This is a genomic window from Yersinia fenwicki (genome assembly GCF_043099325.1).
Taxonomy (GTDB): Bacteria; Pseudomonadota; Gammaproteobacteria; order Enterobacterales; family Enterobacteriaceae; genus Yersinia.
Genome location: NZ_CP170755.1, coordinates 3330196 through 3353977, shown reverse-complemented (window position 1 = coordinate 3353977; position 23782 = coordinate 3330196). Strand labels below are relative to the sequence as shown.

The following is a 23782-nucleotide window of genomic DNA, read 5'->3' as shown; positions in this document are numbered from 1 at the left end:
TCAGGCAAGGTGGGCATGCTGTCAAACACAAGGAGGATACAGCATGAAATTCATAGGAAAATTATTTATCATCACGGCATTACTAGCAGGTTTTAATATTCAATCTTTGGCTTATGCCGCCCCAAGCTCTTCTCAGGATAAAGTTCTTAATCCGTCAGTACCTGCTCAGGCTACAACCAAGGCAAATACCGTATCGAAAATTCCCGCGAAAGCGACGCATGACAAAATGGTCGTGACAGCTACTGCTGGTAATTTACAGGATAATCCGCAGAGCCAAATCAATATTAATGATGCAGATGCGGAACAGCTGGCACAGTCCCTCAGCGGGATTGGCAGAAAGAAAGCGGAAGCAATTGTTAACTATCGTGAGCAGTTCGGATTTTTTACTGATACAGAGCAACTGCTTGAAGTGCCAGGTATTGGCCCCTCTTTCTTAGAGAGAAATCGCAGCAAGCTTACAATGTAAATAGAGTCAGGAAAACAGATATCGCAGTCAGGCAGATGCTGTGTTTGCCTGGCTTTTTTTACCACGAACAACTTCCAGTATTTCATAATGTAAGTCGCAACTATCAGGTAAAACTGTGATGTTGATCCGGATTATATAATAAGCACGCTATGAATGGGTTTTCCTCTGCTAGGCTTTCTTCTTGAGGTCATACCAGTTGTATCTATCATTCTATAATAACAACTTATTGTCTGGAGAAGCTCGTCGCATGCATACTCATATTAGAGTCAGGGGTTTTCATATTGATGTTTTTCAACATGTTAATAATGCCCGCTATTTAGAGTTTCTCGAAGAAGCCCGCTGGGAATGGCTTGATGGAGAGCCAGCAGCACAATGGATGGCGGGAAATCAAATCGCTTTTATCGTGGTTAATATCAATATTAACTATCGCCGGCCTGCGGTTTTGGGCGACCTGTTACGCATCGATAGTCAACTATTAAGATTGAATGGAAAAAGTGGTGTGATGAAACAGACTGTCACGCTAGAGCCTGATTCTATTCCTGTGGCTGATGCAGAGTTGACTTTTGTATGCATCGATTTGCGTAACCAAAAGGCATTACCCATTGATGGGGAATTACGCGAAAAACTTCAGGAGTTTGTTCATCGGGGTTTATAAAAAAAGGATTGTGCTTAATGGGGCTCTACCTCGCACTGGAGGAGGTAGAGAAAGGCTGGTCACGGCTAGTCTCTGAGTTTAAAGCGGTTAAATCAGTCCGGTTTTTTGTTTTAGGCTTAGCATGACTTTAGGTTTATTCGTCAGATAGAACTCTAACCCTTTGGCGCGTAAGTGGCAGGCCGCACATTGACCGCAACCATCACCTTGAATCCCGTTATAACAAGTTAGTGTGTCATGACGGATAAGATCGAGTTGCTGATAGTAATCCGCCAACGCCCATGTTTCTGCTTTATCCAGCCACATCAGCGGGGTGATAAAAGCAATATCACGGCCAATACCTAAATCTATGGCATGGTTAAGAGCCTTAACGAATTCATCCCGGCAATCTGGGTAACCGGAAAAATCTGTTTCACAGACACCGGTAATGACGGCCTGAGCTTGTACTTGATAAGCATAAATAGCAGCCAGTGTCAGAAATAGAATATTTCGGCCAGGGACAAAGGTACTGGGAATTGAATCCTCACTCTCTTCACTGTAAGACGGTACAGGGATGCTGTCCCGGGTCAGGCTACTGACAGCTAACTCATTGAGCATGCCCACATCTAGCACTTTATGCGCCTTAGCCCCAAGTTGAATTGCCAGTTCACGAGCGACATCGATTTCGGCACGATGTCGCTGTCCATAATCGAAGGTAATGCAGTGGATTTCATCATACTGCTGTAATGCTTGAATCAAACAGGTTGTGGAATCTTGTCCACCACTAAAGACAACTACGGCACGTTTCATACTGTTACCTTGTACGCTGTGAGCCCTAAAGCGCAAACCTCACAGCAAAATTGAAAACTGGCAGTATGGTACTCAGATAGAGTCAGAAAAGGTAGCTACCGGAGTCTGGTTATCACGTCGCAGTCGGAGGGAGCCACGCCTGACTGAAGTCGAACCAACCGTAAGCCGTTAATGTCACACCATTAATTCGTGGTGGAGCATTGACCTGATATTGATAGTTGAACAGCGGTAGAATCAATCCGGATAGCATCAGATCATTATAATGCTCTCGTAATTGGTGGTGTCGCTCTGAAGCTAGCTCTATTTGCTGAATATAGGTCAGTGTTTTTTGCTGCTGCTCCCACTGCGATGGTGACAGGATGCCACGCCAGAGGGGATCAAGTCGGAGCCAGCTTTCCATTGCGGCCTCTGGTGATTCACCAACCAAATGGTCTGCTAATAATAAATCAGCCTGTTCAATTTGGTGGCTATCTTTCCACTGTTTATCGTGGCTGGCACGGATTTCTAATGTGCAGCCCTGCGCTGCCAATACAGCTTTTAGCTGCTCGGCGACACTTTCAAGCTCCATTGGCGGTTGATATATCAATATTAGATGAGCTGGCAATGGAGAGTCATCATCAGATGCAAACTGTGGGATTGGCCAACCCGGTAACATTTCATGGCTTGGAGTTATGATCCCGCGCCGGATTGATAACTCCTCTAATATGCCCGAGGTTTGCACTAACATCAGTAACCTGGTGAGTTGCTGAGACGTCATATTGCTACGATGCTGATTAACCGCCAGATAGCAAAACCCTAGGCTCATACTGCGCTGAACGGGGCGGGCTAAAGGGAAGTCCTCTTCCTGGCCGATGGTAATGCGCACCGGATGCTGGCAACTACCGTCGGTTGATTGCACCATTAGGTGCGGGGTTATCCAGTATTCAATAATTTCCAGATAAGGGTGCTGCAAATGGTAGAACTCATGTTGTTCTAACTGCACCAGATGCTGTTCGAAGGTCGCCAATTTAAAAGGGCCGGCACCTAGCAAAGGATTGTCTGGATGAAATAGCCGGCAGGGTAAATCAGCTAAACGATGAGCCAACCAGTAGTCTGGCTGATAAAGGGTAAACTGTAGGCATAGGGCGTGGGGTAGGGTAATGGTCAAAATATTGGCAAAACTTGGCTGGCTGCGGGGATTGGCACGCAGTAGCTTGAGTGTTTGCAATAATTGCTGGCCGTGAAGGCGCTCACCATGATGCCAACGTAACTGACTGCGTAAAAAGAATTGCCAGGTCAAACCATCATCACTGACTTGCCAATGGTGAGCCAGATCCGGTTGGGGTTGTGGGCAACCGGTATTAAAACGAGTTAAACCTGCGTGTAACGTATAAATCAGGTGCTGCTCTGCCCGGCCGGTAGCGGTGAGTGGATTTAACGGCTCAAGCATACGGTAATATGGAATACGCAATACTGGGCTGTCTGCTTGCCACTGCCCCCCCATATGAGGGTTCAACAACGCCTGTAAACGTTCAGGTTCCAGTTGAGCCAATTCGAGTGCGGCCTGATGATCACCTTGTTCGAGAAACGCCTGCATATAGGTTGCTCGAAGTGTATCGGGGCTTTTCAGGCATTGTAGTCGCGCGCGTTTTCCCCGCCCCACTTGCGAATGCCAACTGATCCAGCCATTTGTCTGTAACTGTCGTATTAAGGTCCGAGCATGGCGCTCACTGCAAAATAGCAAACCTGCGACTTCACTTACTGTTGTCGAAGCCAGGCTTTCTCCGAACTTTTGGAATAAACGCTGATATTGAGTAAGTCGATGAATAATGCGCATGCTAAATCCGGAATGGTTTAAATTATTTGTTCACTATTAGTTCCGTAAATACTACGCCATAATTTTATACATACCACCAGTTTCACTCTTAGTGAGGTTTTGAATGTACCGTTTAGCCGCTTTTGATATGGATGGAACCTTACTGATGCGTGACCATCGAATGGGGGGCGCGACATTGAATGCGTTACACCAGTTAGTGGAAAATGGGATGATCCTCACATTCGCTACAGGGCGGCATTACCTTGATATGAAAGGGATCCTATCTTATTCAGGTATTAACGGTTATTTAATTACTGGTAATGGCACACGAGTGTGTGACATGGATGGCGTGCATTTAGATGGTATGGATTTGCCGGCAGAACTGGTGGAGTTTGTGCTGCGGACCCCCTGGAAGACTAATGCCAGCATTCATATCTTCCGCGATGATGGCTGGTTTACTGATTACAATGACCCCGCTTTATTGGCAGCCCATAAAACCAGCAGCTTCCAGTTCCAACTGACAGCACTTGATGCATTACCGAAAACGGGTAATCACAAAGTTTGCTTTGTTGCGCCACATCAGGAACTGATCGAACTTAAGATTCAGCTTGAGCAACAAATAGGTGATAAAGCCGATTTCTGTTTCTCAGCAGCTGATTGCCTCGAAATGCTACCTAGTGGTTGTAATAAAGGCGCAGCGTTAGAGCGATTGAGCCATCATCTTGATTTAACCTTGGCGGATTGCATGGCGTTTGGCGATGCGATGAATGATAAAGAAATGTTGTCGCGCGTCGGTCGTGGGTTAGTCATGGGAAATGCATTACCGCAACTGAAACAAGAGTTACCTCAGTTACAGGTTATTGGTTGCTGCGAGGAACAAGGCGTAGCTCATTATTTGCAACATTGGCTAAGTTCACCACACCTCACCTATTCCCCCGAATTCTGAGGTATATCCACAGGTTATTGGTGCGATAAAACTAATGACTTTGAGGATAGCTATTAGCCAGCCGGATAACCATCCGGTTTTTTTCTTCTGAAAGGGGCCGGATTACGGCCCCGTTTATCACGATATTACAGATTGTTTAATTCATCACGATATGGCGTTAAATCGCCGATATTGTTGCTGACCCACTGAGGATCGTAATAAGTATCGAGATAACGCTCACCGCTGTCGCACAGTAACGTCACGATAGCACCGGTTTTACCTTGCTCGCGCATCTGCTTAGCGAGTTGTAATGTTCCCCAAACGTTAGTGCCGGTAGAGGCTCCCACTTTGCGGCCCAAAATGCCTTCCAGCCAATGGATGGTAGCAATGCTGGCTGCATCGGGAACTCGCAGCATACTGTCAATCACTTCTGGAATGAATGATGGCTCCGCTCGTGGCCGGCCAATACCTTCAATACGGCTGCCACAACTGCCGGTTACGGTACGATCACCGTGACAAAAACAATCATAAAAAACGGAGTTTTCCGGGTCGACCACCATCAGTTGGGTGTTATGCCCTTGATAGCGAATGTAGCGTCCTAAAGTGGCTGAGGTGCCGCCGGTACCTGCGCTCATCACGATAAAATCAGGTACGGGGAAAGGTTCGCGCGCCATTTGGCGGAAGATGCTATCGGCAATATTATTATTGCCGCGCCAATCAGTCGCTCGCTCAGCATAGGTGAACTGGTCCATATAGTGGCCCTTAAGTTCACGCGCCAATTGCTCAGAGGCAGCATAAATTTGCCCGGCATGATCGACAAAATGACAGCGGCCACCATACAACGCGATTTGCTCCACTTTACGTCGGGCAGTGCAGCTTGGCATTACCGCGATAAAGGGCAAACCAATTAAGCGAGCAAAGTAGGCCTCTGACACCGCCGTGCTTCCAGATGAAGCCTCGATTATTGTTGTGTCTTCTTTAATCCAGCCATTACATAAGCCATAGAGGAACAATGAACGGGCCAAACGGTGCTTTAAGCTACCGGTTGGATGCGTACTTTCATCTTTTAAATAGAGATAAATGCCAGGAAATGCTGGAAGATTTAGGCGGATCAAGTGTGTATCAGCGGAGCGTTGAAAATCGGCTTCTATTTCGCTGATCGCATTTTTTACCCAAGTGTTGGTCATTTTTATGGCCTGCGATGTAGGTAGTAAACTAATGATAACTAGATTAACGGTTATTAAAGAAAAAAACGTTGCCATTTTTCCTTCTTTATCGCCAAATGGTAGAAATTTATTCTATGGTTGCTCGCTATGTTAGATAAAACTGACCGTAAACTTCTTTGCATGTTGCAAGAAGATTGCACGCAGTCGCTGCAAGTGCTGGCTGAAGCCGTCAATTTGACCTCTACACCCTGTTGGAAACGTTTGAAGCGCCTTGAGGATGAGGGGTTTATTCGTGGGCGCGTGGCATTACTAGACAGTGAAAAATTAGGATTAGGACTTACCGCATTTGTACTGATCAAGACACAGCAGCATAATAGCGGCTGGTATCAGGAGTTCGTCGAGTTCACTAAGCAGATGCCAGAGGTACTGGCTTTCTATCGCATGGCGGGGGAATACGACTATTTGATGCAGGTCGAAGTTGCTGATATGAAAAGCTACGACAGTTTTTACAAACGTATGGTTAACGGTGTTCCAGGGTTGATTGATGTGACTTCGAGCTTTGCGATGGAAAAGATTAAATACACCACCGTGTTGCCAGTGCCAGAGTGATAACCCGCTATGCTTCAAACCGCTGAAGTCTTGGCTGCTTGGCATCTATTGGGTATAAAAAATCATTTTAACGATGGTATTCTACTGCCCTGTCGCGTTTAGCGAACAAATGCCGATGTTATTCGGTGTCAGATCATGGATAAAACTGCGTGAGATTGTTTGCACAATTAGGCTGGTATTTCCGCCGTGAATGGCGTCGCTATGTAGGTGCGGTGCTGCTACTGATCATTATTGCTATTTTGCAATTATTTCCCCCTAAATTGGTAGGGGTAATTGTCGATGGCATCAGCACCAAACAGATGTCGACCAATATGTTATTGGTATGGATTGGCGTGATGCTGGTGACGGCCATCGTGGTCTATTTGCTGCGCTATGTTTGGCGAGTGTTACTTTTCGGGGCCTCCTATCAATTGGCCGTGGAGTTACGGGCGAATTTTTATCGCCAACTGAGTCGCCAGGCTCCTGGGTTCTATTTACGTCACCGTACTGGCGATTTAATGGCACGCGCCACGAATGATGTTGACCGCGTAGTTTTTGCCGCAGGTGAGGGCGTATTGACGCTAGTGGATTCGCTGGTGATGGGGTGTGCCGTGCTGATTGTCATGAGCACGCAAATCAGTTGGGAACTGACCTTGCTGTCATTACTTCCCATGCCTGTCATGGCAGTAGTTATCAAATATTACGGCGATCAACTGCATCAGCGTTTTAAGTCAGCTCAGGGCGCATTTTCTGCTCTGAATAATCAGACGCAGGAAAGCCTTACCAGCATTCGCATGATCAAAGCTTTTGGTCTGGAAAATAATCAGTCGCAACAATTTGCGAAGGTTGCTGAAGAAGCGGGTGCCAAGAATATGTATGTCGCTCGTATTGACGCCCGTTTTGATCCAACCATTTATATTGCAATCGGTATTGCAAATTTATTAGCCATCGGTGGCGGTAGCTGGATGGTGGTCAATCACAGCATCACCTTAGGGCAGTTAACCAGCTTTGTAATGTATTTGGGGCTAATGATCTGGCCGATGCTGGCACTGGCGTGGATGTTCAATATTGTTGAGCGCGGTAGTGCTGCCTATAGTCGTATCCGCAGTTTGCTGGAAGAAGCGCCAGTAGTGAAAGATGGCGATATCGCATTATCAAACGATCGCAGTACTTTAGCGGTGAATATTCGTCATTTCTATTATCCTGAAGCTGAAAAGCCCGCTTTACACGATGTCTCACTGAAATTGGCACCGGGGCAGATGTTAGGTTTATGTGGGCCAACGGGTTCCGGCAAAAGTACCTTATTGGCATTAATTCAGCGGCAATTCGATATTGATGACGGCATGATTTGTTATCAAGGGCATCCTTTGTCTGATATCCGTTTGCATGATTGGCGCGGGCGCTTATCTGTGGTCAGCCAGACACCTTTCTTATTCTCTGATACGGTCGCGGGCAACATTGCATTAGGTAAACCTGATGCCACTCAGGATCAAATCGAGCGCGCTGCTCGTTTGGCCAGCGTACATGAAGACATCCTGCGTCTCCCACAAGGATATGACACTGAGGTAGGTGAGCGCGGTGTAATGCTGTCCGGTGGGCAAAAACAGCGTATTTCTATTGCTCGGGCCTTATTGTTGGATACTGAAATTTTGATCCTTGATGATGCACTCTCTGCGGTTGATGGCCAAACCGAACATGAAATCTTAAAGAATCTGCGTGAGTGGGGCGAGCATCGTACCGTGATTATTAGCGCACACCGCCTTTCTGCTCTAACTGAAGCCAGCGAAATTCTGGTGTTGCAGCATGGTGGGGTGATGCAACGCGGTACGCATAATGTATTGGTGAATCAGTCTGGCTGGTATCGGGAAATGTATCGCTATCAACAATTAGAGGCAGCATTGGATGATGGTGAGTCGGAGGCCAAAACCGATGAGTAAAGTTCAGCAACTTTGGCCAACCCTAAAACGCCTGCTTTCTTATGGTTCTCCCTATCGCAAGCCATTAGGGCTGGCGGTGCTGATGCTATGGGTTGCAGCAGCAGCCGAAGTCAGCGGCCCACTGTTGATCAGCTATTTCATTGACCATGTAGTGGCGAAAGGCACGTTACCTTTGGGATTAGTCAGTGGGCTGGCCTTGGCTTATTTGCTGCTGCAATTGCTGGCAGCCGCATTGCACTATTTTCAAGCATTGCTATTTAATCGCGCAGCAGTCGGTGTGGTTCAACGGCTCAGGATTGAAGTGATGGATGCAGCTTTGCGCCAGCCTCTCAGTGCTTTTGATACTCAACCTGTTGGGCAATTAATTTCCCGCGTAACCAACGATACCGAAGTCATAAAAGATTTGTATGTGATGGTGGTATCCACAGTCTTGAAAAGTGCGGCGTTAATTGGCGCGATGCTGGTGGCAATGTTCAGCTTGGATTGGCGCATGGCGCTGATTTCTATTTGTATTTTCCCTGCGGTACTGGTGGTTATGGCGATTTACCAGCGCTACAGCACGCCAGTAGTACGCCGGGTTCGGGCCTATTTGGCCGATATTAACGACGGTTTTAACGAAATCATTAGCGGGATGGGCGTTATTCAACAGTTCCGCCAGCAGGTGCGTTTTGGCGAGCGTATGGAGTCTGCCAGTCGTGCTCATTATAAGGCGCGGATGCAAACATTGCGTCTGGAAGGCTTTCTGCTGCGCCCGTTGCTGAGCTTGTTTTCTGCCATGGTACTATGCGGTTTATTGCTGCTTTTCGGTTTCAGCCCAGAAGGTTCAGTCGGGGTTGGGGTGCTATATGCATTCATCAACTATCTTGGCCGCCTCAATGAGCCATTGATTGAATTGACATCACAGCAGTCGATCTTGCAACAAGCCGTGGTCGCGGGTGAGCGTATTTTCGATTTGATGGATCGCGTTCAACAAGGTTATGGTGGCGATGACCGCCCGCTGACTAGCGGCCATATTCAAGTGAATAATGTCAGCTTTGCTTATCGTCACGATAAAATGGTGCTGCAAAATATTTCCCTTGATGTGCCTTCACACGGTTTTGTCGCTTTAGTTGGGCATACCGGTAGTGGCAAGAGTACCCTGGCAAATCTGTTAATGGGCTATTACCCGGTGCAGCAAGGCGAGATTTTACTTGATGGTCGCCCTCTAGCCGAATTATCACATCAAACTTTGCGACAGGGCGTTGCTATGGTGCAACAAGACCCAGTGGTGTTGGCAGATTCGTTTTTTGCCAATGTGACGTTAGGCCGTGATATTAGTGAACAGCAAGTGTGGGATGCGCTGGAAACTGTGCAACTGGCCTCGCTAGTCCGTGCGTTGCCAGATGGATTACACAGTTTGCTTGGGGAGCAGGGCAACACATTATCCGTCGGGCAAAAACAGCTATTGGCGATGGCTCGGGTATTGGTACAAGCACCACAAATTCTGATTTTGGATGAAGCGACCGCCAATATTGATTCTGGCACTGAACAGGCCATTCAGCGGGCATTACAGCTGATTCGCAAAAACACCACGCTGGTGGTGATAGCTCACCGTCTTTCAACGATTGTCGATGCCGATACTATTTTGGTATTGCACCGCGGTGTGGCAGTTGAGCAGGGTAAACATCAAGAGTTGCTGGCGGCGCATGGGCGTTATTATCAAATGTATCAGCTGCAATTAGTCAGTGAAGATTTGGCGGCCATTGATCAAGTCGAAACTGCGGTCAGTTAAATAATACGTTGTGGGGTCAAGTGGCCCCATTACTTTTCACTATTCTTCATTCGCTGCTGTTACTTTTCATTCCAGTCAATAACTCTGCCAGCGCCTATTAGGAATAAGTTGCCGCACCATAATCAGGCAAAGCAATAGCGCAAATATACCGTAGTGCACTTCTGTGACGCGTATCGCACTAATTTGGTGCGCAAAGACTGTTCAATCCTCTCTATTTGCTCACACCGCAATTGTGCGGCGCATCTCAAGCCCCATGAGTTCGCCCTTTCAGTATTAAATTCTCGTCAATATTATTTATGGCATAGCCTTTGCTTTACTTGTTTTATGAAAAGTAAATGTTTTAAGAAAAGTAAATGTTTTAAGAAAGGTAAGTGTTTTGTAGAAGATAAGTATTTCGTAGCCGACATAAATTCGACTTAATTCGAGAAGGGGCAAATATGAAGCTGGTTACCGTGGTTATCAAACCATTCAAGTTGGAGGATGTGCGCGAAGCCTTGTCCTCAGTAGGTATTCAGGGGTTGACCGTAACCGAAGTGAAAGGATTTGGTCGCCAGAAAGGGCATGCAGAACTCTATCGGGGAGCGGAATACAGCGTCAATTTCTTACCTAAAGTAAAAATTGATATCGCGATTGCGGATGATCAATTAGATGAAGTGATTGATGTTATTAGTAAGGCCGCTTATACCGGAAAAATTGGTGACGGCAAAATTTTCGTTGCTGAATTGCAACGTGTTATTCGCATCCGTACCGGCGAAACAGACGAAGCAGCACTGTAATTTGCAGGCTCAAATTTAGTGAATAGGGATGGGTTGATGATGAAAAAACTTTTATCCGTGTTGGGCCTGAGCTCGGTAGCGATGCTACCTTCTTTGGCAATGGCTGCTGCACCGGCAGTGGCTGACAAAGCAGATAATGCCTTTATGATGATTTGTACCGCGTTGGTGCTGTTTATGACCGTGCCCGGTATTGCCCTGTTCTACGGCGGCCTGCTGCGTTCCAAAAACGTATTGTCAATGATGACTCAGGTCATGGTGAGTTTCGCGCTGATTTGTGTCTTGTGGATTCTGTATGGTTATAGTTTGGCGTTCAGTACGGGCAATGCGTTCTTCGGTAACTTTGATATGGCGATGCTCAAAGGCATTGGCCTGACCAGCTTGAGCGGCACCTTCTACCAATATATCCATGTGGTATTCCAGGCTTCCTTCGCTTGTATCACAGTGGCTCTGGTGGTGGGCTCATTTGCTGAGCGTATCCGTTTCTCTGCGGTACTTATTTTTGCTGTGCTGTGGTTCACCTTCTCATATCTGCCAATAGCGCACATGGTATGGGGCGGCGGTTTCCTGGCAATGGACGGCGCTCTGGACTTTGCGGGCGGTACTGTGGTGCATATTAACGCCGCGATCGCAGGGTTGGTAGGGGCTTACTTACTGGGTAAACGTGCTGGTTTTGGTAAAGAGGCATTTAAACCTCACAACTTACCGATGGTATTCACGGGTACGGCAATTCTGTATATCGGCTGGTTTGGTTTTAACGCTGGTTCAGCCAGCGCCGCTAACGAAATCGCTGCATTGGCTTTCTTGAACACTGTTGTTGCAACCGCAGGTGCCATTCTTTCCTGGGTATTTGCTGAGTGGATTTTGCGTGGCAAGCCGTCTCTGTTAGGCGCATGTTCAGGTTGTATCGCCGGGTTGGTTGCGATTACACCTGCGGCAGGTACTGTTGGTGTCGGTGGTGCATTGATTATCGGCTTAGTGGGCGGGGTTGCCGGTCTGTGGGGTGTGGTTCTGCTGAAGAAATGGTTGCGGGTGGATGATACCTGTGACGTGTTCGGTGTCCACGGCGTGTGCGGGATTGTCGGTTGTATCCTGACCGGTGTCTTCACCTCTGCCTCATTAGGTGGTACAGGTTACGCGGCTGGCGTCACCATGGGGCATCAAGTAGGTGTACAGTTGTTCAGTGTGGGGGTGTGTTTGGTCTGGTCCGGTGTAGTTGCTTTCGTTGCCTACAAAATTGCTGATCTGGTGGTTGGTCTGCGGGTGCCAGAAGAGCAAGAGCGCGAAGGTCTGGATGTCAACAGCCATGGTGAAAATGCCTATAATCAGTAAGTTAAGAATGTCAGTAAGTTATCACTGGCAGTAGAATAAATAATAATGATGATAGCAACAGGGGCGATGGAGACATCGCCCCTTCTATTTTTTGCTATGACCGATGTAAACGAATCACACCTTCCTGCACCGTAGAAGCAACCAATATCCCTTCCCGGTTATAGATTTGCCCGCGAACAAAGCCACGAGCACCTGAAGCTGAGGTGCTTTCTACCGCATACAACAACCAGTCATCAAGGCGGAATGGGCGATGGAACCACATTGAATGATCGATTGTGGCGATTTGCACCCCCGGTTCAAGGAACCCAATTCCATGAGGCTGCAAGGCCGTCGGTAAGAAATTAAAATCTGAGGCATAACCTAGTAAATATTGATGAACTCGCAAGTCATCCGGCATTTCGCCGTTAGCCTTAAACCAGACGTAGCGATTGGGTTCCGCTGTCGAACCTTGCAGTGGATTGTGGAATTTCACCGGACGCATTTCAATCGGTTGATGGCCGATAAATTTATCCCGCACTTTCTCGGGAATTAAATGGGCAAATTTGCGGGCGATATCCGTTTCAGACATTAACCCTTCCGGTGGCGGGACGTCCGGCATGGTATTTTGGTGCTCAAAACCCTCTTCCTGATTCTGGAAAGACGCCGTCATATAAAAGATAGGTTTACCATTTTGAATCGCACTGACTCGACGGGCGCTGAAACTGTTGCCATCGCGCAATGTTTCTACGTCATAAATGATGGGTTTGCTGCTGTCCCCCGGACGTAAAAAGTAGCTGTGAAATGAATGGACCACCCGATCAGTGGGGACAGTTTGTTTTGCCGCATAAATCGCCTGACCGACAACTTGCCCCCCGAAGACCTGGCGCAAACCGAGATCTTCACTTTGGCCACGGAAGATCCCTTCTTCAATTTTTTCAAGAAAGAGTAGGTCGAGCAATTTTTCTAATGCCTGGCTCATGTTGTGGCCCCTGGTGGTTGAGTTCGTACACAGTGTGCTGAATCATCATGGCTATCGTCAATATATTGCTGTGAAACAGCTGTGCGGTTGAAGTTAGTCTTATAAGGAATCGTCTGATAAATGACTCAATCGAGAGAGAAACGGCAGGAGATAGCAGATTGTGCTATAATTAGCTTGCTAGGTGGTTGAAGCCACTTATTAAACGCGAGTTTTTTTGGATAAAACTCGCATCTTAATAATAAGAAGGAGTGCGACCTATGAAACCTTGGCAATCAAAAAAATTCTGGCAGGTAGCGGGTGGGGCAGCATTAGTAGTCAGTTTAGCTGGGTGTGCCCACAAAGGGGCTGATGTTCCCGTTCCGGCACCAGCAGGAATCACGACAGCCGCTGCACCTATTGCGCAACCGTCCGTACAAGGGACAGTAAATATCCGCGAGCGCATTGCCTTGCCACCTGATGCTGTCGTTACGGTGACGCTGTCGGATGCCTCACTGGCTGATGCGCCAACGCGAGTTATTGCTCAAAAAGCGATTCGCACCGAGGGTAAACAAGCACCATTTACTTTTACCTTGCCGTTTAACCCTGCAGAAATTCAGCCAAATGCCCGTATCATTGTAAGTGCAGCCATTACTCATAACGGTCAGCTAATGTTTATCACTGATACCATTCAGGAAGTGATTAACAATGGTACCGGTACTCAGGCTAACTTGCTGCTGGTTCCTGTGACTTCTGTGGCTATTGAAACTGCCCCTACCGCGACAATGACCGGGACAGGTACGATACAGTAACTTTCGATTGGCTTTGCGCGCTACAGGGCATAGCGTCCTGTGGCGCTGAAGCTAGCTGTATTGCCAACAATATTGCAGTAAATCAATCCGTCCGGTAGGACTTATTTCAATACCTTCCGCCAGTAATGCATTTTTCTGCCTAAGATAATCATCCCCAATTAATGATATTTCACCATGACGATTAATAACCCGATGCCAGGGTAAAGTAGAGCCTTCAGGTAAGCGTTTTAGAACGCCGCCCACCTGACGCGCGGCTCGGGGAGAGCCTATCAGTCGGGCGATATCACCATAGGTGGTGACTTGCCCATAGGGGATAGCAGCCACAACGTGAAATACCCGCTGACGAAAGTTATCCATTTTACTGTGTTCTGCTGGATCATCCGGTTTTTTTAGTTCTATTTTTGTTGATATCACTGCATCCTCTTTCTGAGCTGTTTTCACTACGCACGAGTCATGGAGAGAGAGTAAGAAATAGAGCGAGATAAATAGAATGAAGGCAATAAATAACATTATCAGAGCGTTTTTTGCCAGAAGAAAATAGGTTTAGGCCTAACTTTGGACTGCCTGGGCAAGAAACCACCAGTTAGCGTGTGTTGTCTTGCTATTTCGAAGTTCATGGCCGATAATGCCCACCGCTCCAGAGTATAAGGAGCCGTTAACGACAATGGAGGCCCTGTTGGTTCTCCCGCAACACTAACTTGTGAACTCGGTCAGGTCCGGAAGGAAGCAGCCGCAGCAGGCGAGGTGTGTGCCGGGATGTAGCTGGCAGGGCCTCCACCATTTCTGATAAGTGCATGATATCCATCATATTCAACACTTGTCTCGTGCATTGGCCGGTAGTGATACAACTTTTGTGTATCACCTAGGGCGCTAATCAATGTCGCATCTTATGCTTTCCCGTCACAGAATCTGGTACTACCGTAGAGTCTCCTGACATTTAGAAAACGTCGTGAAATTAGAATTTTTCTTGTACACCTTTGAGACGTAAATTTTTGTTAAATATAGTTAAAAACTCACTTTACAACCTTTCCTCTGTGTGCGGCACTCGATCTCGATATACATCTCTTTTGCTATTCCTTTAAATTATTGTGATTTTTGAAAATAACATGCCCGCTGGTTTATTATAAAACGTGGCGTCATCCACATACCTCAGCCCATGAATATGGGGTTGTTCCCGCAGTTACAAGACGTGAGCTACTTGCGCTAATGCGGATAAGGACTCCGGTAGCATTCGTATTTTGCTATCTAACAATGTGTCGCTCAGCGCTAAGGTAATTAGACGGTATGTCATTGTGATAAAATATAGAAAATATTTAAATGTGATTGAGTTTAATCAAGTCATTATAAATAAATATAAAAGACACATTGAAATTTCTAATGATTTTTAAAATGATCTTAATCAACTAATCGTTATTTTTGTTATGCCGCCCAATGCGTAAATTTAAGTCAATTCATTGAATTTGAATTGGATAAATTTAAGTTAATTTAATTGTAGGAAGATTCATACAGATAGTGGTGATGTGTTCTTACATTATTGTCTTGTTAGTCGATGGTATATTTCACTCGAAATGAATAAGTTTTTATTTTTTTAGAAAATAAAAACCATTTCTAATTAAAATAAAATCCATGAAAATTACAAATATCAACTTGTTTTAATTTCGCACAGAATAACCAGGACATTAATATGACCCCCCCGCTGGCAAAAGTTTTTAAAAAGAAAAGAATAACTATTATCATTTCATTGACAATGGGCTTATTTAGTGTCCAAAGTTTTGCTGGATGCAATTTAACCATTTGTACTGACTCTACTTTTTGGGACGGTATTTATGGGGACGACTACTCGATTACCAATACATTTGACCTAGTTTCTAGCCCTACTAACGCTGTTGTCGGGCTATATAAGAATCAGGCAGGTGAGATGAAATTTGGCAATAATCTGTACATCAATGTATCGGGTAACAAAGCTGATGCGATACAGATAAAGTCGGGCGCACCTGCCAATAATCCGGCCATTATTACTGTTGGGAACAATGCCAGTATTTATGCATTAGGGGCTTCGGGTGATGGCATAAATGCCGGTAACAACACGGGTTCAAGTCTCATTACACTGGGTAGTGATGCAGAGATCTTCGCTAAATATGGGATTGGTGTACGTGCTAACCTGACCAATACGGCAGGGCAGTATAATAATATTGTTTTGGGCGACAGGGCTGATATCACAACCGAAGGTTCAGGATCGAATCTTGTTGATGGCCTGGGCTATGGCGTTTACGCCGGGAACCGTGAAATGGGGGATTCTGGGCAAACAGGATCAGCCAGTGTGACTATCGGTAAAAATAGCGCAATTACAACCTCTGGTAATTCAGCTGATGGGGTTTTTGCCAACAAAAGTGGTGTAGTAAATTTAGGTGATGGCACCAAGGTGAAGACCAGCGGTGCCAGTGCCAACGGTCTAAAAGCAAGTTCGGGGCTTTCTACCAATACCCGTGGTGGTATCATTAATATACTGGGTGGTTTGGTAATTAACGCGAGTGGCAGTAATTCTAATGCTATATACGCGACAGGTATCGGTTCAGAAATAAAATCTTATGATGCTGTTAATGATCAATCAACTACGGGTGTTTTTCATATTCATGGCAATATTCTGGCAGAAAAAAGTGGCTTAATTGACTTGAGCCTGGCTGAGGGATCTGTTTTTAGCGGGACAACTAAAAGCCTTGGTAGCACCAGCAGTAATAATGGCACTATTAATCTGGCAATAAGTGGTCACTCCAGTATCTGGAATATGTCCGGCGATTCTAATCTAACCACCTTGAATTTAGCCAATGGTGCCATTGTTAATTATGTCGATAACGGTTCTAACTTTAAAACACTGACTGTGGCGGGTAATTATCACAGTGATGGCGGCTATATCTATTTTAATACCGCGCTGAATGACGATACTTCAGAAACCGATAAGCTCTTAATTGAGGGTAATACCTCTGGGACGACTTACGTAGTGGTGAGAAATGCGGGTGGGATGGGTAATGAAACCCTTGAGGGTATTGAGTTAATTCGGGTTAATGGGGATTCTAATGGTGAATTTATCCAATCAGGACGTATTGTCGCGGGTGCTTATGATTACCGCCTGAATCGTGGACAGGATAGTAGCTTAAGCCGCAGCTATGATGGTAATAGCAGCCACTGGTATTTAACTAATGCTTCTGCACCGATTATTACTCCGCTCGATCCACCTGAGCTTGTTGACCCAACAGCACCGGGTGAGCCAGAGCAGAAACAGAAAGTTGAGCGGCCGGAAGCTAGTGGTTACTTTGCCAACCTGGCTGCAGCAAACACCATGTTCGTTACAAGTTTACATGACCGTTTGGGGGAAACTCAATATATCGACGCCTTTACGGGTGAGCAGAAAGTCACCAGCCTGTGGATGCGTAATGAGGGTGGACATACTCGTTCCAGAGACAGTTATGACCAATTATCTACTCAGAGCAACCGCTATGTGCTGCAACTGGGAGGAGATATTGCTCAGTGGAGCAACAATGATGCAGATCGTTTCCATCTGGGCATCATGGGGGGATACGGTAACAGCAAAAGCCGGACTGAATCCCACTTATCTGGTTACAGTGCTCGCTCCTCTGTCGATGGTTATAGCCTTGGGATGTATGGCACTTGGTATGCCAACAAAGCCGATAAGTCGGGTTTATATGTGGATAGCTGGGCGCAATATAGCTGGTTTAATAACCGGGTTGAAGGGCAGGAGCTGGCCAGCGAAAGTTATAAATCTAGCGGTGTTACAGCCTCTATTGAGAGTGGCTATACCTTTAAAATGAGTGAAAATGCAGCTAGGAATGCTACCTACTTTATCCAACCTAAAGTGCAGATGATCTGGATGGGCGTGAAAGCTAATGACCATAAAGAAGCTAACGGCACTTATGTCTCCGGTGAAGGTGATGGCAATATTCAAACTCGTCTCGGGGTGAAAACCTTTATGAGCGGCTATGCCGATCAGGATAAAGGCAAAAACCGGGTATTCCAGCCCTTTGTTGAAGTCAACTGGATTCACAACACTAAAGATTTCGGTACGACTATGGATGGTATTATCGTGAAGCAGGACGGTGCCGCCAATATAGGTGAATTGAAGTTAGGTGTTGAAGGGCAGTTGAACAAAAATGTAAATGTCTGGGGTAATGTTGGCCAACAAGTGGGCAATAATGGCTACAGCGATACCGCAGTGATGTTAGGGATTAAATATAACTTTTGATACTGACTAAAAATCACAAATAAGCAAACCGGGCAATTAAGCCCGGTTTTGTCTTTTGCGTTTCAACGAAATAGCTTTTATTGATCATGACCCTGAATTTATTGAACTAATGGGTGCTCTGTCTCATCACTCATATGACAACAGATAACCGCCAGTTATCCGCGGATGTGCATGCTAATCTGAACGATGGCATAGGTGAATAGTACCGTAAGCGCACACATCATCAACTCATGATTGAATGATAATATAAGATTATTCTTATTTATTTGCAGGTTGCATTTTTTATTTGCATTTTAGTTTTAGCTAATAATTAATAATATCTCTAAATTATTAGCCATTAAGCAGATTTTTAATAAATTAAATAGCACATAACTGCGCACCCCTTAAATGCTCTGATAACGCATTGGGCTGCATCTAAACACAGGTATACAATAACGCGGGATTAAAGTTAACCTTCAATACCGTTGTTCTATCATGACGTTTATCTAACATTAAACATTTATAACCCGCTTGCTGCATTGAAGCCGATAACGATTATCGGCTCAACGTTGTGTGTCTTAACCAGCGTTAAGCAGACTATTTCACATGTTGCCATACAGTAGGTGGAATTTTATCATAAAGTTTATTCATTGTGAGTTCAGCTAAGCGGTGGTCTGCTGCTGAGTAAAACAATTCCAGCTCATCGTCAGAAAGTTCGTACTTATTTTTTTCAATTACACGTTCCAATGTATCAATAGTCGTACATTTTCTTAAACGCATTAGGTAGTCAGTTTTTGTCATGGTGTTTTTTCTTCTCAATATAAAAATACTATAGGGAAACTATCCCTTAAGTTTTCATCAGGGTACAGATGTATTCCCCTGAGAAAAGTCTGAATAAACGCTCTTTGGTCTTTTGCCAGCGCTGTAATTCGGGATCATTGATTCCGTAACTACTAAACAGAGTATATGTGTCGTCTAAATATTCTTCCACTAACTCTGAAAGATCCCCGCCATCCGGGTATTTTATTTTAAAACTCATCACAAATGAAGCTATATGCTCGATCAAATCATTGAGTTGCAGGTTTACGGCTGAAGTTGGATCATTTACCCAGCCATGATGGCTATCACCAAGGGTAGCAATGCCTTCATCATACAAACTCTCGCACAGGAACTTCAACTGGGCAACGTCATGCCGCTTAGGTGAGTACTCATCCATATCATCCCCTCCGTAAACGCTTAATTCGGTGTTGATAACACAATGTGAGTAGATCGGTAATCATATAAATGCAGGGGCTTATCAGAAACTAAATAAACTGGTCTTGCTATTAATATAAATCATTTCTCCGCTCACCGCGCAACTTTATTACTTCATCTTACAATTCGTCAGCGGTTGAAGGTCTGTCATTGTTAATTATATCAAAGATGATTTTTTGAGGATGTACAATAAATGTTACAGTATTTGTTAGTAAATCTTCAGTGTTGATATCCAAACAGGGGTTGAAAATATACCACTTAAAACAGTAACTCATTGAATAACGGTTATCTTTCAAAGCGAAAACATCAAGAATTTCTAATGAACCATCTGTGTACTGTGCATTTTCAGAATAATACATTAACCCGGAAACTAAACTTCCTTCAATTTCACGAATATTATTTCTGATAACATCCGTTAGTAATGAAATCGGGTAACATCCTGAGGAGAAGTCCCCAGCTATTTCATTGTTCATTAATTGTCCGCTCATGGTGACATGATTAATTCATCAGCGCATTGCCATTGTCACAAAAAATGCGATAACAATTTTTTTGAAGCACTACTCGTATGATTTGAATCAAAAAAATCAAATTTAATGGGATTTATCAACTAAGCTGACTGAGTTAACACACAGTGGTGTTATTAAAATTACCATCTTCAATAACACCGTATGGCAATAAAATAACAACCTCTAAATAGACATCCTCATATTTAAGACTATTACTTACGATTAATTTAACCCTCTTCTATTAATTTAGAATGCTATACGGATTTGATCAAGAGGTGGGCTCGCCGAATGGCTTATTTTTTATTGCATAATTTACTGTTTTGCGAGCACGAGCGAATAGTTCGGTGGTTAGATTAGCAAAATTCAGCGGGTACTCACCAGCCAGCCCTCAGTAAACAAAGTTTAATTTACTGTAACTAACTATGAGAGTGTTGCGTATTTTATCAACAGCGGTAGTTTTACTTCCCCTCACACGTCCGTACTGTGCTGGTATCCCGTCATGGCTTGTTACTTTTGTAATCGATAAGGCAGTGATGTGCGCTTGAATTTAACAATTTAATGTGATGTTATATTGTATCAATTAATCACTTATTCTTTCTGACATGAATAAATTCACTGCTCGGTTTACTTCACTTCCACATTGGACATTGTTCTCATTATCTTCTTTGCAGCGCATTGCCGGTGTTGCCTTGCTTTGTGTTTTGCTGTGGTGCTCTATCTATTGGGCGAATGTATTACCATGATAAACTTGAAGAATACTGAAATTGGATATGGTAGTTATGCACTGACACCTCCCATTGATGGCTGTTTTGTCGCTGGTTCGCTTACCGCCATTATCGGAGCAAATGGAGCGGGTAAATCCACTTTGCTTAAAACTTTGGCAGGACTACACCCGGCCGTCTCAGGGCAGATTACCTTTACCGGCGGGAGAGTTCCACAAATGGCCTACTTACCTCAACAAGCCGAATTAGACCGGCAGTTTCCCATTGTCGTTCAAGATGTTGTTGCCATGGGGTGTTGGCCACAAAGTGGGTTACTCGGCGGGATTAATCATCAATCCAGACAACGAATTAACCAGGCATTGAGCGCGGTCGGAATGCAGGATATGGCTCGTCAGCCTGTAGGTGAGCTTTCCGGCGGGCAGTTACAGCGAGTGTTATTTGCGCGTCTTTTAGTGCAACAAGCGCAACTGATTTTATTGGATGAGCCTTTTGCCGGGATCGATAGTCAAACTGTCGGATTACTGCTTGAGGTTATTCATCAGCTACATACTGAAGGGCGAACTATTATTGCTGTCTTGCATGACATGTCGATGGTGGAAGAACATTTTCCTCATGCCTTATGGCTAACACCTCATGGCCACTGCTGGCAGTCCGCTGAGCAGGTTTTAGTGCAATGGCATCAATCGCACGGCTCATCTTGCTCCTTTTCCCCTCAGCCCAGCACATTAAGGGCAATCAACTCATGACGTTGTTTCATTTACTTGCTGATCCTTTTATAGATTTTGGCTTTATGCGACGAGCATTGGTGGCTTGTTTAGCTTTGTCACTCAGTTCAGCACCTCTGGGAGTTTTCTTATTATTAAGACGAATGAGTTTAGTCGGTGATGCCCTATCTCACGCGGTATTACCCGGGGCCGCTATTGGATATCTGATTTCAGGCATGTCGTTGGTTGCGATGGGAATTGGTGGTTTTATTGCAGGACTTGCGGTTGCCATGATGTCTGGCTGGGTGAGCCGTCGAACACTGTTAAAAGAAGATGCCAGTTTTGCGGGTTTCTATCTTGGTTCTTTGGCTTTGGGTGTCACCCTCGTCTCTTTGCGTGGGTCCAGTATGGATCTGCTACATGTATTGTTCGGTTCTATTTTGGCGGTTGATACCAACGCCATGACCATGGTTGGCATCATCACCACATTCTCCATGTTGGCATTAGCCGCCATTTATCGCGCATTGGTGGTGGAGTCATTTGACCCCGTTTTTCTACGAGTAAGTATGGGCCGCTGGTTGATGGTGGTTCATGCGCTATTTCTGTCGTTGGTCGTCCTTAATTTGGTGGCTGGATTTCAGATTTTAGGCACTTTGATGTCAGTCGGATTAATGATGCTACCGGCAGCCAGTGCGCGGTTTTGGGCCAAAAATTTGCCGCAAACACTGGGGATCGCTATGACGATCGGCATGATTGCCAGTATCGTCGGCTTACTGTGGTCTTATTACGCCTCATTACCTGCCGGACCTGCGATTGTCTTGAGCGCCAGTTTGATTTTCTTTTTATCTATTTTATTTGGAACGCGTGGTGGTGTGTTAACCACTGCGCGCCGTTGAGAACTGTTTATTATTAAGAAACCCGTGTCATTAAAGGAGAGTTAAATGAAGTATTTACCTATTAGCTTGGCGGTAGCTGCCCTATTGTCAAGCCCACTGGCGATGGCCAAAACGGTTGAAGCCGTTGCCAGTTTTTCTGTTTTAGGTGATATCGTCCAGCAGGTTGGAGGAGAGCACGTCAATGTGATTACCTTGGTCGGACCAAATGGTGATCCACATGGTTTTGAACCCACGCCGAAAAATAGCAAACAATTGTCAAAAGCTGATGTGGTGTTTGTCAGCGGTTTAGGTTTGGAGGGATGGTTAGAAAGGCTGATCACCGCCTCTGGCTATAAAGGACAGGTTGTGATTGCATCAACCGGAGTGAATACCCGTAAGATGGATGAGGAAGGCAAAATGGTGACGGATCCCCATGCATGGAACAGTATGGCGAATGGTATCAAATATGCTAACAACGTAATGAATGCATTGATTGCCGCCGATCCAGAAGATGCAGACTATTTTCGCAAGCGTGGAGGAGAATACATTCAGCAACTGGAAAAACTGGATGCTTATGCCAAAGCGCAGTTTGCTGCAATCCCTACCGGGCAGCGAAAAGTGCTGACCAGCCATGACGCATTTGGCTATTTTAGTCAGGAGTATGGGGTTAACTTCTTGTCACCAGTCGGGTTTTCCACCGAGTCTGAAGCCAGTGCCAGTGGGGTTGCTGCCCTGATTAACCAAATCAAAAAAGAGAAAATAAAAACCTATTTTATTGAAAACCAAACGGATCCACGATTAGTGAAACAAATTGCCGAAGCCAGTGGTGCACAAGCCGGCGGAGAGCTTTATCCAGAGGCGCTATCTGCTGCAGGTGGCCCGGCAGTAACTTATGCGCAAGCGTTTAAACACAATGTGGATACCCTTGTTGGCGCCATGAAGTAATAATAGAATGAAATTTGCTCAGCCTCGAAGGGAACCAAGGGGCTGAGTTCTTAAACCTTTTATGACAAATAGAAAAGCCCCGTTGGGCAGCAACGGGGCTTTTTAGTGGCAGGGGATAAACCCAACATCAACGCTTCTTATGGGTTCCTCCCTGAACCGCTTTAAAACGTGGATTACTTTTGCAAATGACATACACCCGCCCACGACGACGGACGATTTTGCAATCGGGATGGCGGTTTTTTGCCGAACGTAATGAACTCAATACTTGCATAATTAACTCTCAGAATTAGCTGGCTTTTTTGGTCAGGAAACTGGCGTAACGCTGCTGGAAACGTGCGGTGCTACCTTCTTTTGAAAACTCTTTTTGTTTACCTGTGTAATACGGATGCGATGCTGAAGAGATATCCAATGTGACGTAAGGATAGGTCTGACCATCGCGCTCAATGATGCGCGCTGTGACGATAGTTGAACCGACAGTGAAATAAGTGTCTGCACTGGTATCGTGAAAAACCACAGTTCGGTAGTTAGGATGGATGCCAGGTTTCATATGAACTTCATTTGTTATGTTATACCATAACAATAATTATGCTCCTTAAGAT

Annotated in this window: 23 protein-coding genes, 1 other RNA gene and 1 pseudogene; 14 read left to right on the top strand and 11 right to left on the bottom strand. The window is 45.3% G+C overall.

The window, feature by feature from the left end:
• Positions 1-43: 43 nt before the first annotated feature.
• A complete protein-coding gene (locus tag ACF3VQ_RS15350) occupies positions 44-466 on the top strand; it encodes a ComEA family DNA-binding protein (protein ID WP_392432010.1) in 423 nt (140 codons plus the stop codon).
• 247 nt (positions 467-713) lie between these two features.
• On the top strand, positions 714-1121 hold the full coding sequence (locus ACF3VQ_RS15345; RefSeq protein ID WP_392432008.1) for an acyl-CoA thioesterase: 408 nt from the start codon (positions 714-716) through the stop codon (positions 1119-1121).
• 87 nt (positions 1122-1208) lie between these two features.
• Here ACF3VQ_RS15345 and queC read toward each other — a convergent pair whose 3' ends face one another.
• Both queC and ACF3VQ_RS15335 read right to left on the bottom strand, forming a co-directional pair.
• Positions 1209-1907, bottom strand: coding sequence for a 7-cyano-7-deazaguanine synthase QueC (gene queC / locus ACF3VQ_RS15340; RefSeq protein ID WP_392432006.1), 699 nt, complete (start codon positions 1905-1907; stop codon positions 1209-1211).
• Between the two features lie 112 nt (positions 1908-2019).
• The gene (locus ACF3VQ_RS15335) at positions 2020-3723 is read right to left on the bottom strand and encodes an SgrR family transcriptional regulator (protein ID WP_392432004.1); all 1704 of its coding nucleotides are present in this window, start codon (positions 3721-3723) and stop codon (positions 2020-2022) included.
• Between the two features lie 103 nt (positions 3724-3826).
• Here ACF3VQ_RS15335 and cof point away from each other — a divergent pair, with 103 nt between their 5' ends.
• Positions 3827-4648, top strand: a complete 822-nt coding sequence (cof, locus tag ACF3VQ_RS15330; RefSeq protein WP_392432003.1) for an HMP-PP phosphatase — start codon at positions 3827-3829, stop codon at positions 4646-4648.
• A 125-nt stretch (positions 4649-4773) separates the two neighbouring features.
• Here cof and ACF3VQ_RS15325 read toward each other — a convergent pair whose 3' ends face one another.
• The gene (locus ACF3VQ_RS15325) at positions 4774-5814 is read right to left on the bottom strand and encodes a PLP-dependent cysteine synthase family protein (protein WP_392432001.1); all 1041 of its coding nucleotides are present in this window, start codon (positions 5812-5814) and stop codon (positions 4774-4776) included.
• Between the two features lie 126 nt (positions 5815-5940).
• Here ACF3VQ_RS15325 and ACF3VQ_RS15320 point away from each other — a divergent pair, with 126 nt between their 5' ends.
• The 5 genes from ACF3VQ_RS15320 to amtB all read left to right on the top strand — a co-directional run bounded on the left by ACF3VQ_RS15320 (position 5941) and on the right by amtB (position 12194).
• On the top strand, positions 5941-6402 hold the full coding sequence (locus tag ACF3VQ_RS15320; RefSeq protein ID WP_005163482.1) for an Lrp/AsnC family transcriptional regulator: 462 nt from the start codon (positions 5941-5943) through the stop codon (positions 6400-6402).
• Positions 6403-6551: 149 nt separating this feature from the next.
• A complete protein-coding gene (locus ACF3VQ_RS15315) occupies positions 6552-8318 on the top strand; it encodes a SmdA family multidrug ABC transporter permease/ATP-binding protein (RefSeq protein ID WP_392431999.1) in 1767 nt (588 codons plus the stop codon).
• Positions 8311-10089, top strand: a complete 1779-nt coding sequence (locus ACF3VQ_RS15310; protein WP_392431997.1) for a SmdB family multidrug efflux ABC transporter permease/ATP-binding protein — start codon at positions 8311-8313, stop codon at positions 10087-10089. The genes ACF3VQ_RS15315 and ACF3VQ_RS15310 overlap by 8 nt, the downstream gene beginning before the upstream one ends.
• 437 nt (positions 10090-10526) lie before the next feature.
• Positions 10527-10865, top strand: coding sequence for a P-II family nitrogen regulator (gene glnK, locus ACF3VQ_RS15305; RefSeq protein WP_002208627.1), 339 nt, complete (start codon positions 10527-10529; stop codon positions 10863-10865).
• Between the two features lie 39 nt (positions 10866-10904).
• Positions 10905-12194 (top strand): ammonium transporter AmtB, encoded by a 1290-nt coding sequence (amtB, locus tag ACF3VQ_RS15300; protein ID WP_392435614.1) that lies wholly within the window; start codon positions 10905-10907, stop codon positions 12192-12194.
• Positions 12195-12288: 94 nt separating this feature from the next.
• On the opposite strand, the gene tesB is transcribed toward amtB, so the two are convergent.
• Complete coding sequence (gene tesB / locus ACF3VQ_RS15295) at positions 12289-13152, bottom strand: acyl-CoA thioesterase II (RefSeq protein WP_392431993.1); 864 nt, start codon at positions 13150-13152, stop codon at positions 12289-12291.
• A gap of 257 nt (positions 13153-13409) precedes the next feature.
• On the opposite strand from tesB, the gene ACF3VQ_RS15290 reads away from it, so the two are divergent.
• Positions 13410-13940, top strand: a complete 531-nt coding sequence (locus ACF3VQ_RS15290; RefSeq protein ID WP_392431991.1) for a YbaY family lipoprotein — start codon at positions 13410-13412, stop codon at positions 13938-13940.
• A 51-nt stretch (positions 13941-13991) separates the two neighbouring features.
• Here ACF3VQ_RS15290 and ACF3VQ_RS15285 read toward each other — a convergent pair whose 3' ends face one another.
• Entirely contained in the window at positions 13992-14297 is a 306-nt protein-coding gene (locus ACF3VQ_RS15285; protein WP_392435613.1) for an MGMT family protein, read from the bottom strand.
• Positions 14298-14614: 317 nt separating this feature from the next.
• Here ACF3VQ_RS15285 and ffs point away from each other — a divergent pair.
• Positions 14615-14711: signal recognition particle sRNA small type (gene ffs / locus ACF3VQ_RS15280), an RNA gene on the top strand.
• A gap of 427 nt (positions 14712-15138) precedes the next feature.
• On the opposite strand, the pseudogene ACF3VQ_RS15275 reads toward ffs, so the two are convergent.
• Positions 15139-15231 (bottom strand): annotated as a pseudogene (locus ACF3VQ_RS15275) (pyridoxal phosphatase); the annotation flags it as partial.
• Between the two features lie 456 nt (positions 15232-15687).
• Between ACF3VQ_RS15275 and ACF3VQ_RS15270 the strand changes: the two are divergent.
• Positions 15688-18198, top strand: coding sequence for an autotransporter outer membrane beta-barrel domain-containing protein (locus tag ACF3VQ_RS15270; RefSeq protein WP_392435611.1), 2511 nt, complete (start codon positions 15688-15690; stop codon positions 18196-18198).
• A gap of 576 nt (positions 18199-18774) precedes the next feature.
• On the opposite strand, the gene ymoA is transcribed toward ACF3VQ_RS15270, so the two are convergent.
• From ymoA to ACF3VQ_RS15255, 3 genes are all read right to left on the bottom strand, one after another.
• Entirely contained in the window at positions 18775-18978 is a 204-nt protein-coding gene (gene ymoA, locus ACF3VQ_RS15265; protein ID WP_002208622.1) for an expression modulating protein YmoA, read from the bottom strand.
• Positions 18979-19024: 46 nt separating this feature from the next.
• A complete protein-coding gene (tomB, locus tag ACF3VQ_RS15260) occupies positions 19025-19393 on the bottom strand; it encodes an Hha toxicity modulator TomB (RefSeq protein ID WP_005167670.1) in 369 nt (122 codons plus the stop codon).
• Between the two features lie 157 nt (positions 19394-19550).
• Entirely contained in the window at positions 19551-19904 is a 354-nt protein-coding gene (locus ACF3VQ_RS15255; RefSeq protein ID WP_392431990.1) for a hypothetical protein, read from the bottom strand.
• Between the two features lie 772 nt (positions 19905-20676).
• Here ACF3VQ_RS15255 and ACF3VQ_RS15250 point away from each other — a divergent pair.
• Genes ACF3VQ_RS15250 through ACF3VQ_RS15240 form a run of 3 tightly spaced genes read left to right on the top strand, consistent with a single transcriptional unit; the run spans position 20677 to position 23183 of the window.
• Positions 20677-21405, top strand: coding sequence for a metal ABC transporter ATP-binding protein (locus ACF3VQ_RS15250; protein ID WP_392431988.1), 729 nt, complete (start codon positions 20677-20679; stop codon positions 21403-21405).
• A complete protein-coding gene (locus ACF3VQ_RS15245; RefSeq protein ID WP_392431986.1) occupies positions 21402-22259 on the top strand; it encodes a metal ABC transporter permease in 858 nt (285 codons plus the stop codon). The genes ACF3VQ_RS15250 and ACF3VQ_RS15245 overlap by 4 nt, the downstream gene beginning before the upstream one ends.
• Positions 22260-22304: 45 nt before the next feature.
• Positions 22305-23183 (top strand): metal ABC transporter substrate-binding protein, encoded by an 879-nt coding sequence (locus ACF3VQ_RS15240; protein ID WP_392431984.1) that lies wholly within the window; start codon positions 22305-22307, stop codon positions 23181-23183.
• A 127-nt stretch (positions 23184-23310) separates the two neighbouring features.
• Here the strand turns inward: ACF3VQ_RS15240 and ykgO are convergent, their stop codons facing one another.
• Positions 23311-23454: a type B 50S ribosomal protein L36 gene (gene ykgO, locus ACF3VQ_RS15235; RefSeq protein WP_002208618.1), complete on the bottom strand. Its 144-nt coding sequence runs from the start codon at positions 23452-23454 to the stop codon at positions 23311-23313.
• A 15-nt stretch (positions 23455-23469) separates the two neighbouring features.
• Positions 23470-23730 carry a type B 50S ribosomal protein L31 gene (locus ACF3VQ_RS15230; protein ID WP_392431983.1) on the bottom strand — a complete coding sequence of 87 codons (261 nt, stop codon included), beginning with the start codon at positions 23728-23730 and terminating at the stop codon, positions 23470-23472.
• Positions 23731-23782 lie beyond the last annotated feature (52 nt).

Bases quoted from the DNA above. Each gene is read 5' to 3' on its own strand.
- ACF3VQ_RS15310 (WP_392431997.1), top strand. From the start codon at position 8,311: ATGAGTAAAGTTCAGCAACTTTGGCCAACCCTAAAACGCCTGCTTTCT.
- ykgO (WP_002208618.1), bottom strand. From the start codon at position 23,454: ATGCAAGTATTGAGTTCATTACGTTCGGCAAAAAACCGCCATCCCGAT.
- ACF3VQ_RS15285 (WP_392435613.1), bottom strand. From the start codon at position 14,297: ATGGATAACTTTCGTCAGCGGGTATTTCACGTTGTGGCTGCTATCCCC.
- tomB (WP_005167670.1), bottom strand. From the start codon at position 19,393: ATGGATGAGTACTCACCTAAGCGGCATGACGTTGCCCAGTTGAAGTTC.
- ACF3VQ_RS15320 (WP_005163482.1), top strand. From the start codon at position 5,941: ATGTTAGATAAAACTGACCGTAAACTTCTTTGCATGTTGCAAGAAGAT.
- queC (WP_392432006.1), bottom strand. From the start codon at position 1,907: ATGAAACGTGCCGTAGTTGTCTTTAGTGGTGGACAAGATTCCACAACC.
- ACF3VQ_RS15270 (WP_392435611.1), top strand. From the start codon at position 15,688: ATGGGCTTATTTAGTGTCCAAAGTTTTGCTGGATGCAATTTAACCATT.
- ACF3VQ_RS15230 (WP_392431983.1), bottom strand. From the start codon at position 23,730: ATGAAACCTGGCATCCATCCTAACTACCGAACTGTGGTTTTTCACGAT.
- glnK (WP_002208627.1), top strand. From the start codon at position 10,527: ATGAAGCTGGTTACCGTGGTTATCAAACCATTCAAGTTGGAGGATGTG.
- ymoA (WP_002208622.1), bottom strand. From the start codon at position 18,978: ATGACAAAAACTGACTACCTAATGCGTTTAAGAAAATGTACGACTATT.
- tesB (WP_392431993.1), bottom strand. From the start codon at position 13,152: ATGAGCCAGGCATTAGAAAAATTGCTCGACCTACTCTTTCTTGAAAAA.
- ACF3VQ_RS15350 (WP_392432010.1), top strand. From the start codon at position 44: ATGAAATTCATAGGAAAATTATTTATCATCACGGCATTACTAGCAGGT.
- ACF3VQ_RS15335 (WP_392432004.1), bottom strand. From the start codon at position 3,723: ATGCGCATTATTCATCGACTTACTCAATATCAGCGTTTATTCCAAAAG.
- cof (WP_392432003.1), top strand. From the start codon at position 3,827: ATGTACCGTTTAGCCGCTTTTGATATGGATGGAACCTTACTGATGCGT.
- ACF3VQ_RS15345 (WP_392432008.1), top strand. From the start codon at position 714: ATGCATACTCATATTAGAGTCAGGGGTTTTCATATTGATGTTTTTCAA.
- ACF3VQ_RS15325 (WP_392432001.1), bottom strand. From the start codon at position 5,814: ATGACCAACACTTGGGTAAAAAATGCGATCAGCGAAATAGAAGCCGAT.
- ACF3VQ_RS15245 (WP_392431986.1), top strand. From the start codon at position 21,402: ATGACGTTGTTTCATTTACTTGCTGATCCTTTTATAGATTTTGGCTTT.
- amtB (WP_392435614.1), top strand. From the start codon at position 10,905: ATGAAAAAACTTTTATCCGTGTTGGGCCTGAGCTCGGTAGCGATGCTA.
- ACF3VQ_RS15250 (WP_392431988.1), top strand. From the start codon at position 20,677: ATGATAAACTTGAAGAATACTGAAATTGGATATGGTAGTTATGCACTG.
- ACF3VQ_RS15255 (WP_392431990.1), bottom strand. From the start codon at position 19,904: ATGAACAATGAAATAGCTGGGGACTTCTCCTCAGGATGTTACCCGATT.
- ACF3VQ_RS15290 (WP_392431991.1), top strand. From the start codon at position 13,410: ATGAAACCTTGGCAATCAAAAAAATTCTGGCAGGTAGCGGGTGGGGCA.
- ACF3VQ_RS15240 (WP_392431984.1), top strand. From the start codon at position 22,305: ATGAAGTATTTACCTATTAGCTTGGCGGTAGCTGCCCTATTGTCAAGC.